Below are 13,756 nucleotides of genomic sequence, written 5' to 3' on the forward strand. Positions count from 1 at the left end.
GAGAATTTATGCTTCATTGGTTTTTGGATGATAAAAAGGGAGTATGATACTCTGCGTTATTATTTAACTCATCGGTGTATATTTTTTTGTAGGATGCATTGCATTTTTAGATTGCTGCATAAATTCTCAAGTTTTTTAACGGCTTTCACGATACCACATGCTGTTTAATAGTAAAAGACAAGCAAGGAGTGCAAAGAAACCGGAAAAGATCGAAAAATGAAAAGTATTGATTAAACGGGTCTGTGTTGCTTCTTTCAGAATAATTGAATGAGAAGAAAGAGATGTTGGGCTTTTTGGGGATTGAATTACCTTGAGAGGAGGAAGATGAATGCTTCCTCTTTCTTTGTTGTATAAACGCGTGATATGTCCGCCAGTGTGTTTACTGATAGGGGCTAATTTTTCTTCCGTTGAAATTAAGTCAAACAATTCGAGATTATCAAATATCCCTACAGAAGAAAGCGCTGTTAGATTGCCATTTTTGATGGTAAAAATCCCTGTTTCATTCGTATTAATAGTTGCTGTAAAGACACCTTCTTGTTCTTTTGTAAGGATAATATTTTCTTTTTTTCCAGAAGGAAAAGTTATTTCGGCTGGCTCTGGGTGATCTTTGAGCGTTTGGCGGTGAATCATTAAACGATGTTGGTCGCTGGTGGTACTTAACTTTTCTTCTTCAAGTTCTGGTTCTTTCATAAGCCAATGGGCAATTCGGCGATAAAGAGCTGCATAAGGTCCTCCTCCTTCAAAGCCTCTTGCCCACAGCCAACTTTCGTCGGAGAGTAACATGCCTACACGTCCTTTACCAACATGGGAAAGAAGTAAAAGTGGTTGTTCATCAGCTCCTTTCATGAGAGAAGTGCCTTTGTGTCTGTTTTGAATGGCAATTTGTCGCATCCATTGCCCCCACTGAGAGGCTGGATCAGTGGGTGTTGCAAGCCCTCTTGTGACAGGATGACGTTCACCGTCTTTAGTTAATTGGGGGCGAAAAGGTTTTTGAATAATAACACCATTTGGTAGTGCGGGCAGGATGCTTATTAAAGGTGTTTTCGCAAGCGAGTTTTGTTGAGTAAATTCAGGCCCTGTTACCATTAGCAACGCGCCACCCTTTTGTACATATTGCGCGATATAATCATAATAGATTAATGGAAGAACAGCAGAATGTTGGTAGCCGTCAAGGATGATGAGATCAAAATTCCCGATCTCTTCAACAAAGAGTTTTCTTGTAGGAAAGACTACAAGTGATAATTGGCTCAATGGCGTATTATCTGCTTTGTTCGGAGGACGCAAAATAGTAAAATGAACAAGATCAATATTGGAATCACCTTTCAAAAGATCACGCCATGTCCGTTCACCATTGTAAGGTGCTCCTGAAATAAGGAGGACACGCAAATTTTCTCTGATTCCTTCAATAATAGTTATGGCACGGTTGTTTTCAAAGCTTAATTCACCTTTGTGCGCATTAGTAGTAACTTGGATGATGTTTTTTTCAGCATGAAGAAGAGTGATTTCAGTTTGAAAAATAATACCAGGAGTTACAGTATAATGGCCAACTTCTTGTCCATTGATACTTATAGTAATGTCTGCTTGCGTTGGTAGAGATTCTTTGGGTTTTCCTTTATCTTCTACCAAGATGGAGAGCATTTGTGGTTTGTTAATAAGGGCAAAGCGGGGAGGAGAAATAAATTTGATTTGGCGGTCAAATTCATCTGATCTTCCTGTTATAAGGGCATTGACAGGTGCTTTATGGTGAAGTTCTGAGAGAGGCGGAATGTCATGGACTTGCCCATCAGTGATGAAGATTGTACCTGCATAACGAGATGGTGGGACATCAGATAGCGCTTGTGTTAAGGCATTAAACAAATTTGTTGAGTGGGCATATTGATTATCAGCAAGTTTTCCAGCCTCAATAAATCGTGGTTCAAATTGCGGATAATGCGCCAATGCATTGGTTAATTGCGCGCGTGCTGTGTCACTATCACTTGTGCGTGTGCCAAATGTTTGGCTTTTGCTGCGATCAATGACAATGCCTACAGTGCTTTTAACTGGTTCACGTTGCTCTTTTATGATCATGGGATTAAGCAGAGCAAGAATCAATGAGAACAATGCCATCAGCCGCAATAAAGAGCCTTGGCGTTGTGTAACAAAGCCAATAATGACGAACACGGTAGATAATCCACTTAAGAGGAGAATCCAAGAGAGTGGTAAAAAAGGCTGAAAAGTGATGAATGCTATCATTGCCTTCTTTCTCTTTTAAAGCGTTCTAAGAGTGCTGGAACATGAACTTGGTCAGCTTTATAGTTTCCTGTAAGCACATAGATAACAATGTTTAATCCTGCACGAAATGCCCATAGGCGTTGCATTGGATCATTAGGAATAAGTGGGTATTTCCACATGCCTTTTTCATTTAGTGCCCAAGCACCAGAAAAGTTATTCGCGGTGATCAGAAGGGAACTTACATTATCACCGGTGGCAAGAGAACTTTTGTTTTTTTTATTTGTTGATGATGTTTCAACCCACAAAGGTGAGCCACGATAGAGGCCAGGGAAATCAGGCATAATATAAAAAGAGCGCGCAATAACATGATCGGTCGATGCTGGTTCAATGGTTGGAATGTTCAATCCCTTTAAGATGGTTCGTAATCTTTGTGTAGCAGGGGTGGCCGCTCCTTCAAGATTAAGGTTGGTATTTATCTGATCACGCGTGTCAAATAAAATGGTGCCTCCGTGTTTCATGAAGTTATTTATTTTTTCAAGGCTTTTTGAAGTTGGTACAGGACTGTTAGCATCAATTGGCCAGTAAATGAGAGGGTAGAAGGAGAGCTCATCTTTATCGAGATCAAGTGCTATCACAGAGCTTGGCGAGAGCATTGTACGTTCTGCAATAAATTTGCTTAAGGCTTCTAGACCACTTTTACTCGTTGTATCAATTTCATGATTATTCGTTATCACGTAAGCAAGATGTGTAGCACCAGCTGCTTGTATTATGATTTCATTATGATTTTCTGTACCTTGTGCATGAACTGTTGGATCATGGGAAAATAAGGTGATGAGACCTATTGTAAGAGGGAGGAAAAGAAGCATATTGCGCTGCCGGTTGAGAAAAAAAGCGCCTCCCATCCATAACATGAGAAAATTGTCAAAGGTAAATAATAAGAGAGCTAATCCTAAAAGTGGGCCAGTAAGATGTTTTTCTTTAGTATCGTAAGATAAAGGACTTTTGCTTAAAGAGGATGGTAATGATGATTGCTTTATCAAGTGTGATGCATGATTTAAGAGATTGAGTGCATAAAAATTATTTTTAACGCCATAGAGTCCAGGTGGGGTATGATAGGAAGGAAGGGGCGGATCTTGGGCATCAAGGACTAGTGGAACAACATGGGAAGGAGGTCTTTGTAATTGCCCGTCGGCACTCACTGTTCGCCAAGGATTTTGTATTGCTGTTCCTTTTTTTATGTGTGTTGGGTTTGTGTTTTCATAGGCACTCAATGTGATCAGTTTTTGCAACATTTGTGCAAAAAAGCCAGAAAGTGGAAGATTTGACCATGTGGGATCGGGAGCGATATGAATAAGAATGAGCGTTCCTTTGCCGCGACGCGTTGCTGTAATAAGAGGTGTTCCATCAGAAAGACTGAGCCATGTTTTTTCAAAAAGATCTGAGCTTGGTTCTGCTAAGATTTGGCGTGTGACAGTGACATCTTCTGGAAAAGGGAGATCGAAGAAGAAGCTATTTTTTGCAAAAGGCGCAAGTTTTTGCGGTTTGGTCCAAGACATAATACTTCCAAGAGAACGTTTACCAGGACGCAGTGGTACCGGTAGTAGGCTATCATAGTGTTCTGCACTACTCAGATTCTCTCCTGCAAAGCGAATGAGTGTTCCTCCTTTATTTACGAAGTTAGACAGCTTTTTTTCTGCTTCTTTTGATATGTTCACAATATCCCCCATAATGAAAACAGAAGGATTTTGTTTAAGTAAGTGATCAATATCAGCTGAAAGTTCTCTTCCATCGGCTGTTATAAGCTGTGTATCGCTTTGTAATGCTTTGATAATGTAGTAAAATGGAGAGAGTAAAGGCTGTACCATTTCATTAGTACTTGGTGAAAGGAGAGCAACACGGTTCACTCTATTGTGGCTGCCTACTAAGAAGGTAGCAGCAGCATGCGCTTGGTTATTGATTTTCATCCAAGCAATATCATTGTGGAGTTCAAGTGGTACATTAAAAGGAACAAGCGTTGTTGTTTCTCCCTCAGGAAAGTTTGTTGTAAATTGTCCGAGCAATTGATTGTTTGCATCGTAAAGGCTTAGCGTGGCTGGAGTTTTGCCATGTGTCGTTGGACGGATGACGCGTGCTACCATGTTTCCATTGTTATTTTCTATGGCCGCTATGCCAATTAAATCAGAAATATCAGCTGAGTACCATAAGAATGTTTTGGGTTTTAATTGTTCAATAAGAGCGAAAGTTTGATCACCGTCACTTATTTGTAATCCATCACTTAAGTAAGCAATATCAAGAGGGTCGCCTTTGGTTATTTCAATGAGTTTTTTTAGCGCTGGCATACGATTGACGGCCCAAGGGCGGGGCTGCAAATGCATTAAATGTTGTTTTATGGCTTGCGCGGGCAGGGGGCCTATATGGGAGGTATCATCTTCAGCAGTTGCAAGTAAATAAATATCTTTTTGGTGTTTTTCTGCTTGTGCAAGGAGAGTTTTGGCAACAGAAATGCGTTTTTCCCATTCTTTCGCTGACGCCCATCCATTGTCGATAATGAGTGCAAGGGGATGAGACCCAGAGAATGTAATTGGCTTTTGATTCCAAGTGGGTTGTGCCGAAGCGATAATAATGAGTGCTGCTATGGTTAACCGTAATAACAGTAACCACCAAGGTGTATGGTTTGCGGTTTCTTGCTGATCCGTTGGTTTTGGTAGAAAGCGCAAAGGAGGAAAGAGCTCTTTACGCGGGGATGGAGGTGTTATCCGCAACAACCACCAAATGACTGGTAGGGATAAAAGTCCTAGTAACAGCAGAGGAGCAGCAAAACTCAAAGCAACCTCCTGCTATGAGATGAAGAGCCCCCCATTTTGTTTGCAAGATGCAAAATGGTTTCTTTGAAGGGCTGGTTTGTTGTACTCACGTGATAGGACCATCCTTGGCGTGAGCAAAAATTTGCTAATTCTTGTCGCCTTGCTTGATACAGTTTGCAATAGTGCTTACGAAGGTTCTCTGCTTTTCCGAAAATATGCTTTTCTTTTGTTTCAGGATCAGAAAATTCTGTGCGACCCTTGTAGGGAAAGTTTTCTTCTGCGGGATCGGCAATTTCAATTAAATGAGCAGTGACCTGTTTTGTGGATAAAATGGTTAAATGTTGGATGATTTTTTCAGGATGATCAAGAAAGTCGCTTATTATGATAGCATGTGAAAAACGTGTAATCGTTGAAAAGTTTGGAAATGGATTTTCACTTTGATGATTTGCCAAAGCTAATGCCATCCGTTCTAGTACATTGGATGCCATTGTAGGGGGCATTAAGTTAGGGATAGCAATACGTTCACCGCTTTGTGCTAGAAGTGATGCTAATGCAAGGGTAAGAATAATGGCATGATCACCCTTAGAGATTTTGGAAAAGCGCGAACAGTAATGCATAGATGGACTTTGATCAGGCCAAAGCCACACTGTCTGTGTCATTTGCCATTCGTGTTCGCGTAGGTAAGTATGTTCATCACGTGCTGAGCGGCGCCAGTCAATGCGTGTAATGGATTCCCCCTCAACATAAGGGCGAAATTGCCAAAAATTTTCTCCGTTGCCGCGTTTACGTTGCCCGTGCCATCCAGATATCAGTGTTTTAGCGATTTGACGTGCTTGTAGAAGAAAATATGGCATCTTCGCAGCATCTTCATGCAGTTTAACCGCAAGGGACATTGGAGACTGTTTTGAAACTTTTTTACCAATAGCCATCAGAGGGCGTCTTTCACGAGATCATTGATAACATCTTTTACTGTTATATTTTCAGCATGTGCGGAAAAATTGAGTGCCATGCGGTGTTGTAATACGGGGTGGGCTAATGCTTCAACATCATCAAGTGAAGGAGCTAAACGCCCATGATAAAGAGCACGGGCGCGGACACAAAGTGAAAGTGCTTGCGATGCTCGAGGACCAGGTCCCCAAGCAATATAAGCATTTGCAAGAGTGTTATCTTTATGGGGGCGGGCTGAACGGACGATCTTTAAAATGGCTTCTATAATATTTTCTGAGAGTGGCATTTTACGAACGATCTTTTGAATCTTTTGCAGTTTTTGCGTTGACAAAATCGGTTTTGCTTTTTTGTTTTTCTCTCTCGTTGTTTCTAAAATAATACGTCGTTCTGTGGTTAGGTCAGGATAGTCAATGTCAATTTGCATTAAAAAGCGATCCAGTTGTGCTTCAGGAAGTGGGTAGGTTCCTTCCTGCTCAAAAGGATTTTGGGTTGCAAGTACATGAAAAGGTTGTGGTAAATCATAACGGTTACCAGCGACAGTGACATGATATTCTTGCATGGCTTGTAAAAGAGCTGATTGTGTGCGAGGAGAGGCGCGATTAATTTCATCAGCCATGAGAAGTTGAGTGAAAATAGGGCCTTGAGCATAGCGGAAGGAACGTTTACCATTTTCATCTGAATCCATAATTTCAGAACCGATAATGTCTGATGGCATCAAATCGGGGGTAAATTGAATGCGTTTTTCATCAAGTCCTAATACCGTTCCCAAAGTTTCAACAAGACGCGTTTTAGCAAGTCCTGGAGCACCGACGAGAAGGGTGTGTCCACCAGCGAAAATAGCTATTAAAGCGTATTCAATCACATGATTTTGTCCAAAAATAACTTTATCAATTTCTTGTTGTAAAATATCCAATTCTTTGTGTGCTGTATCAATATCATTAATAACTTCTTGGGCTTCATGATTGATATTAGCCTCTTTAAGAGAATTGGATGATATATCAGGTTGACTCATATTTCTTCCTTAAGGCATCTGTTGCAAAATCACTGATTTTTTCTGCATGATAATGAATATTTTATAATTTGTAACAGAAAATAAGAAGAAAAGAAGTGTAATATGTTGTTTTTTTATATTTGCACATACACAGAGTAATCTATTTGGAACAAATAGATGTGTTGTATAAAGGATAGCTTAGAAATATTGTTCTTATGAAGATATCTGGTTAAGACAATGAGGACAATTTTTTGAAAGGTTTAAAGGGTGAGTATAAGACAAAGTTTTAAACAGGTTAAGTGGTTGCAGCATAGTGACGTCCAAACACTTCTTCGTATTTTATCTTTGGAGGGTGAAGAGGCGCGTGTTGTGGGGGGGGCAGTGCGCAATCAGTTGTTAGGGCAGCCTATTAGTGATATTGATATTGCGACAACCTGTTTGCCACAACAGGTTATAGTGCGGGTAGAAGAAGCAGGATTTAAAGCTATTCCTACAGGCGTTGCGTTTGGTACAGTGACTGTGGTTTCTCAGTCGTGTTCTTACGAAATAACAACACTTCGCTCTGATATTGAAACGGATGGTCGTCATGCAAAAGTGGTATTCGGTCGCGATTGGCAAAAAGATGCTGAACGGCGGGATTTTACGATTAATGCGCTTTATTGTGATGCTGCTGGGCAGCTTTATGATGATGTGGGAGGTTTGGATGATATTGCCAGCCGCACGGTGCGTTTTATTGGTATTGCAGAAAATCGTATTCGCGAAGATTATTTACGTATTTTGCGTTTTTTTCGCTTTTTTGCTTGGTATGGAGCAGGAAGACCTGATGTGCAGGGGTTGAAAGCATGTGTTTATTTAAAAGATGGTCTGCAAAAACTTTCAGCTGAGCGTATTTGGGGAGAAATGAAAAAGCTTCTCGCTGCTTCAGATCCGACACGTGCTCTTTTATGGATGCGTCAAAGTGGAATTTTAACACGCATTCTCCCTGAAACAGAAAAATGGGGAATTGATGAAATTCATTCATTGGTGAAAGCAGAACAGGCTTTTGGTTGGAAGATCGATCCGTTGTTACGGCTGGAAAGTCTTCTTCCTCCTGATCCCGCACGTCTTCATGAAATGGCGCATCGCTTGCGTTTTTCTCATAAAGAAACAATGCGGTTAAAGGAATGGGCAGAGTTAAAAACGATTAGTCAAAATTGTTCAGATGGTGTTGTGCAAAAATTAATTTATTTTCATGGTCGTCAGCCGGTTTTAGATCAGTTATCTTTATCTGTGGCAGTAGCACATACTGATACTTTTGGGGGAAATGGGACTTCGCAAAAAGCAGAAGATTATATTAGACTTTACCAGCTTGCACAAAAATGGCAGATTCCGACGTTTCCTGTTAAAGGAGGGGATTTGATAAAAAAAGGTTTTTGTAAAGGAGTCCTTTTAGGAAAAAAGCTCAAAGAGCTAGAAGTGATATGGATTGAAAGCGGATTTTTAATGGATCGTCATGCATTATTAGAAAAAATTAATTTGTAATATGAATTTTTATAAAGACGCTTTTGTTATTTTTTAATATTAGGTTTGTTTGTAGTTGCTTGATTATTGATAGCGGAAATAGTGCAATGAAGGTTATACACACTCTGATTTTCATGTAGTTCTATGCAGTTTTCCCCTGATGATTTGTGAAGGTGTTTTGGAGGATTATACCAGAAGTATAATTGAAGATTATCAAATTTTAAGGGTATTGTAAGTCTTCGGAAAATGTGGCGATTTCGTTTTTTTGAAAGCTATGGGATATGTACAATACACGAGGCGTTTTTATCAATCTATTGAATCCCTTAATGAGATTTTTGTATTTTCTTTATGAAGTTTCTCTTTTTTCATTATAACCAATTTGGCGAAGCGCTTCTCCTGTTGTTATAGCGACGCTCATTGCAAGATTGAGAGAACGTGCGTGTGGTTGCATGGGAATTTTCAGCGCATAGTCAACGGCTTTATGAATATAATCAGGAACTCCGGCCGATTCACGACCAAAAAGTAAAACGTCGTTTTTCTGATAGCATACCTGCGTATAGCATGTTTTTGCCTTTGTACTTAAAAGTAAAAGACGGCGGTTAAAGTGTCTCATGGTTTTTATAAAATGTTGCCAATCAATGTGTCGCTCTAATGAGGCGTATTCAAGATAATCCAACCCTGCTCGTTTGAGGTTGCGATCTGACAGATTAAAGCCTGCGGGTTCAATAATGTGCACATGTAAACCAAAACAGGCGCTAAGACGCAAAATCGTTCCAGTATTGCCAGCAATATCGGGTTGAAAAAGAGCAATGTGAAGTGTCATATTCTATGTAGTATGATTTTTCCTTCGTGTTTGTAAAGAAGCTCTGTATCTTACTTAAAAAAATATAATTGAGAAGCATGTGGTTTTTCTGTTTATCTGTTATTCACTTTAGATTTCAAGGAAAGCTATGCATCTAGATTTGTTGTGAGATGAGCAAAGCATGAGCAGTGAAAGATGATTATGGTTAATGCGTTCCAATACAGATTTGGATGATTACAAAAATATGTCCTATCAAAGAATGTTCAGGTTTATTTTTCTCGCAACATTTTATTGCATAAGCTTGGTACTTATCAGTGTGAGAATTCGATTAACAATAAAGATAGTTCGTGGGGTCATACCAGTTATCAAATAAGCTTTATGATTTCGATGAGGTGATAAAGCAGATTAAACGCAGAATTTCGATATTGTTGGTAGAAGCAATAGTAGAATATTTAGTGAGTTGAAAATCAAAAGAGTTTTGAGGTTTCGCAGTAAATAGGTTAGCTGTAGCAGGTAATATATCTGATAATATTTCTTTATAGAGCTTGAGGATGTTGAAGTTGCGTCTACGATTGAAACAAGAAAATTATAATTTCCAAATGTAGGATTTTAAAAATAAAAGAGTGTTGAAGATAGCAAATATGGGGGATGTTGGTGCTCAATTATTGGTTGAAATTGCGTTTAGTTAAGGAAAGACAAAAGAGGACAAATCATACAAATGGTAAAAAGTTTTTTAGAGATATTTTTATGGTTTAGGAGATTGAATGATCAGGGATTGTGTAATGGGGAAGGGTATGGTAAAAAATTTTTTAGGGGATAGGATCCTTTAGTTAAGGTAATGAGTGAGCAGACAAGACGCGATTTTCTGTTTTTGGTAACAGGTGTTACAGGGGCAGTTGGAATTGGTGCAGTTGTATGGCCTTTTATCTGTCAAATGCGCCCTGATGAGGCTGTTTTGGCATCTTCTTCTGTTGAGGTTGATCTTTCTGGTATTGAAGAGGGTATGTCGGTGACAGTCAGGTGGCGTGGACAGCCTGTTGTTATTCGCAACCGTACAGCGAAAGAAATTGCTGAAGCTCGTGCTACCACATTGGATATTCTTAGAGATCGTAAGGCGCGTAACCCTAATCTTGAAGGTGAAGAAGAAGCGACGGATTTCGCGCGTTCTGCGGGCGAGGGGCGTGAGAATTGGCTTATTCTCATTAATCTTTGTACGCATTTAGGCTGTGTAACACTTGGACAATCAGGTAAATTTGGGGGATGGTTGTGTCCATGTCATGGTGCTGTTTATGATACAGCTGGAAGAGTGCGCTCAGGGCCAGCACCCTATAATTTAGCCATTCCGCCTTATCAATTTCTTTCTGATACTTTGCTGAAAATAGGATAAAGTGATGACAAAATTTCCTTCTTATTTTCCTAAAAGTGCTCTTGCCCGTTGGTTTGATAAGCGCTTACCTCTTCCTCGACTTTTTTATAATGTATTTATCATTTTTCCTGTTCCACGTAATCTTAATTATTTTTATACATTTGGCGGTATTTTGACCGTTATGCTTTTATCACAGCTTTTAACCGGTATTGTATTAGCACTGCATTATGTGCCAGATATTCATTTAGCTTTTGAAACTGGTGAACGTTTTAGGCGTGAAGGGCAGTTTGGTTGGCTTTTTCGTCCATGGCATTGTGTAGGATCTTCGTTCTTTTTTATTGCTGTTTATATCCATTTAGCACGTAGTCTTTATTATGGTTCTTATAAAAATATGCGAGAAATGGTTTGGATCACGGGCATTTGCATTTATATCATCATGATGGCAATAGCATTTTTTGGTTATGTGCTGGTTTGGGGGATGATGTCTGTTTCAGCAGCTTCAGTGGTTGCAGGCCTTTTAAAAGCTATTCCTTTAGTGGGGATGTGGTTGCATGAAACATTTCTTGGTGGTTATAGCGTAGGACAACCAACCTTGAACCGTTTTTATGTTTTTCATTATTTATTGTCATTTGTTCTACTTTTTTTTGTGGGGCTACATATTTTTGCACTCCACCAAGTTGGGCAGGGTAATCCAACCGGCCTTGCAATACAATCAGATAAAGAAACTGTTCCTTTTGCGTCCTATGCCCTTATCAAAGATATTTTTGCCATTACTGTTTTTTTGATCTTTTTTGCTTGGTTTTTGTTTTATATGCCTGATTATATGGGACAGGCTGAAAATTATAGCGTTGCTGATCCTTTAAAGGCGCCTCTTCGTGTGGTGCCGGAGTGGTATTTTTTGCCTTTTTATTCGATGCTGCGTGCTATAACGTTTAATATTGGTGCTCTTTCATCAACTTTTGTGGGTGTTGTTCTCTTAGCTGGTTCGGTTTTCGTTTTAATTTTTGTTCCATGGTTAGATCGCTCTAAAATATGTTCCGCAAGGTATCGACCTGTTTATAAAATTTTCTTTTGGGCGTTAATTGTCGATGTTATTTTTCTTGGTTGGCTTGGTTCACAAGAGATCAGTGACAGCACTCTTTTATGGACGCAATTGGCTACGGCGTATTATTTTATATTCTTTTTGATTATTTTACCGATCCTGCCCTCTTTTGAAAAGAGTGCTTCTCTTCCTTCTTCAATTACTGAAGATATGAAACAGAAAAAAAATATACTATGGTAAATGTTTTTATTGGATTGATTTTTATAACAGTGATGAGTTTTTCTTTTCACAGTGTTGCTGGTAGTATCTCTGATACAAAGAAGGAGTTTATTTCTTTCCCCTTGCGCTCTCCTAAAAAACAGGAATGGAGCTTTTCAAGGCCATTCGGGGTTTATGATAAAGCGCAATTGCGGCGTGGATTAAAAATTTATAAACAGGTTTGTTCTAGTTGCCATGGGCTAAAATATGTGGCTTTTCGCGATTTAAAGGCGCTTGGCTATGATCAGGAACAGATTAAGGCTTTTGCGGGGCAATATGAAGTGAGTGATGGCCCTAATCGAGAAGGGAAATTTTTTAAACGCGCAGGTGTTGCAACAGACACTTTTCCTTCTCCCTTTGCGAATGAAGAAGAAGCAAGGTTTATTCATAACGGCGCTTATCCTCCCGATTTATCACTGATGGCACGTGCACGTGCCGTATCTTTGCCATTTCCTGCTGTTATTTCTGACATATTGACTCATTATAACACTGCCGGTTCAGATTATATTACTGCTCTTTTAACAGGATATCAGAAAGCACCAGAGAATACAGAAATTGCTGATGGTTATTGGTATAATCCTTATTTTATTAGTAGTGATTCTTTAACTATGGCGCCTCCTTTGAGTGATGGAGTTGTTGCTTATGAGGATGGCACTCCCGAAACAGTTGAACATTATGCACGTGATGTTTCTGCTTTTTTGATGTGGGCTGCTGATCCCCACATGGAGATTCGTAAAAAAACTGGTTTTTGTGTTATTTTATTTCTTATCATTTTTGCATGGCTTGTTTATATTTTAAAATCCCGTATTTGGCAGGGTTTAGAAGAAAAATTGGAGGAGAAGACAAAAGACTGAAAAAGAGAAAAGCTTAGGGCTTCTGGTCTTGAAAGGAGTATAGGGAACAAATCTGAGCGTGATGCATTGAGACTTTGTTAAGTAAAAGCAAAGTAAAAACGGAGATGTTAAAATGAAAAAAATTGCCTATACTACTCTTATGTCAGTTTTGATGGCTTCTAGTACTTATGCTCAGTCTTTCCCAGTACCTTCTACACCTGAAATGATTTCTTCGACGGGTGTCGTACAGGTTGGTTCAGATATGTCTGTGCGTTATGTTACACCTTTAGCAACTGATTTTGTTGCTTCAAGCCTTATTGGTGCAAATGTATACAATATAGAAGATGAAAATATTGGTGAAGTAAAAGATATTATTCTGCGTGAAAATAACATTGCGGGATTTGTTATTGCAGTTGGTGGTTTCCTTGGTATAGGGGAGAGTTATGTTGTCGTTTCTCCAGAAACAATCCAGATGACAAACGATTATGGCAAGTGGAAACTTATTACGAATGCAACAAAAGATTCCCTAAAGGAAGCTCCTACATTTAAATATGAAGGACATTGGGCACGCTAATTTCGTATTTTCATTTTCTATGACTAGAACAGTTGCTATCATATATATGGTGGCACTGTTTTTTCGTAGGGCCTTTTTGAAGGTTTTGCAAGAATTTTATGCAAGAAGCTATTTTCTTTTTTAAGATATGAAAGGCAAATCTATATTAAAATTTAATGATTGTGATGAGATCAAAGAATTCTTTAACGGTTTTGTTTTTTTGGGAAAAAAATACTTTGAATGTTTAACAGCGCTAAAAAATGCCTCAAACAGAGTTCTTAATTCTTAAAGAGAGGTAGTGATGAAAATCCTATCCCTTATATTCATTTGTGCATCCTCATCTTTTAAAAGATTCACAAAACAAGATGTTCTTTATATTGGATAACTTATTTATGAAGATAATTCATCGTTATGCACCTTGAGTGAGAGTCTTGAAGACAGGGATATT

Annotated in this window: 10 protein-coding genes; 5 read left to right on the forward strand and 5 right to left on the reverse strand. The window is 39.1% G+C overall.

Translation table 11 applies throughout. The features are described from left to right. Nucleotides 1-135 precede the first annotated feature (135 nt). From J7R13_RS02490 to J7R13_RS02505, 4 genes are read right to left on the reverse strand one after another with little or no spacing between them, the layout of a single operon-like run. Nucleotides 136-2,232 (reverse strand): glutamine amidotransferase, encoded by a 2,097-nt coding sequence (locus tag J7R13_RS02490; RefSeq protein ID WP_208437330.1) that lies wholly within the window; start codon nt 2,230-2,232, stop codon nt 136-138. Further along, nucleotides 2,229-5,036 carry a DUF4159 domain-containing protein gene (locus J7R13_RS02495; protein WP_208437331.1) on the reverse strand — a complete coding sequence of 936 codons (2,808 nt, stop codon included), beginning with the start codon at nt 5,034-5,036 and terminating at the stop codon, nt 2,229-2,231. The genes J7R13_RS02490 and J7R13_RS02495 overlap by 4 nt, the downstream gene beginning before the upstream one ends. Continuing rightward, on the reverse strand, nt 5,033-5,944 hold the full coding sequence (locus tag J7R13_RS02500) for a DUF58 domain-containing protein (protein WP_208437332.1): 912 nt from the start codon (nt 5,942-5,944) through the stop codon (nt 5,033-5,035). Before J7R13_RS02500 ends, J7R13_RS02495 begins: the two co-directional genes overlap by 4 nt. Then, nucleotides 5,944-6,975 (reverse strand): AAA family ATPase, encoded by a 1,032-nt coding sequence (locus J7R13_RS02505; RefSeq protein ID WP_208437333.1) that lies wholly within the window; start codon nt 6,973-6,975, stop codon nt 5,944-5,946. The genes J7R13_RS02500 and J7R13_RS02505 overlap by 1 nt, the downstream gene beginning before the upstream one ends. Before the next feature lie 246 nt (nt 6,976-7,221). Between J7R13_RS02505 and J7R13_RS02510 the strand changes: the two genes are divergently transcribed. Next, entirely contained in the window at nt 7,222-8,475 is a 1,254-nt protein-coding gene (locus J7R13_RS02510; RefSeq protein ID WP_208437334.1) for a CCA tRNA nucleotidyltransferase, read from the forward strand. A 325-nt stretch (nt 8,476-8,800) separates the two neighbouring features. Here J7R13_RS02510 and J7R13_RS02515 read toward each other — a convergent pair whose 3' ends face one another. Further along, nucleotides 8,801-9,277, reverse strand: a complete 477-nt coding sequence (locus J7R13_RS02515) for a tRNA (cytidine(34)-2'-O)-methyltransferase (protein WP_208434089.1) — start codon at nt 9,275-9,277, stop codon at nt 8,801-8,803. 817 nt (nt 9,278-10,094) lie between these two features. On the opposite strand from J7R13_RS02515, the gene petA reads away from it, so the two are divergent. From petA to J7R13_RS02535, 4 genes are all read left to right on the forward strand, one after another. Then, nucleotides 10,095-10,643, forward strand: a complete 549-nt coding sequence (gene petA / locus J7R13_RS02520) for a ubiquinol-cytochrome c reductase iron-sulfur subunit (RefSeq protein ID WP_208437335.1) — start codon at nt 10,095-10,097, stop codon at nt 10,641-10,643. A gap of 4 nt (nt 10,644-10,647) precedes the next feature. Further along, entirely contained in the window at nt 10,648-11,904 is a 1,257-nt protein-coding gene (locus J7R13_RS02525; RefSeq protein ID WP_208437336.1) for a cytochrome b, read from the forward strand. Continuing rightward, complete coding sequence (locus J7R13_RS02530) at nt 11,898-12,776, forward strand: cytochrome c1 (RefSeq protein ID WP_208437337.1); 879 nt, start codon at nt 11,898-11,900, stop codon at nt 12,774-12,776. The genes J7R13_RS02525 and J7R13_RS02530 overlap by 7 nt, the downstream gene beginning before the upstream one ends. Before the next feature lie 112 nt (nt 12,777-12,888). Further along, nucleotides 12,889-13,329 carry a PRC-barrel domain-containing protein gene (locus J7R13_RS02535; protein WP_208437338.1) on the forward strand — a complete coding sequence of 147 codons (441 nt, stop codon included), beginning with the start codon at nt 12,889-12,891 and terminating at the stop codon, nt 13,327-13,329. Nucleotides 13,330-13,756: the final 427 nt, after the last annotated feature.

Source organism: Bartonella taylorii 8TBB, assembly GCF_902825155.1.
In the GTDB taxonomy this organism is placed as follows: Bacteria; Pseudomonadota; Alphaproteobacteria; order Rhizobiales; family Rhizobiaceae; genus Bartonella; species Bartonella taylorii_A.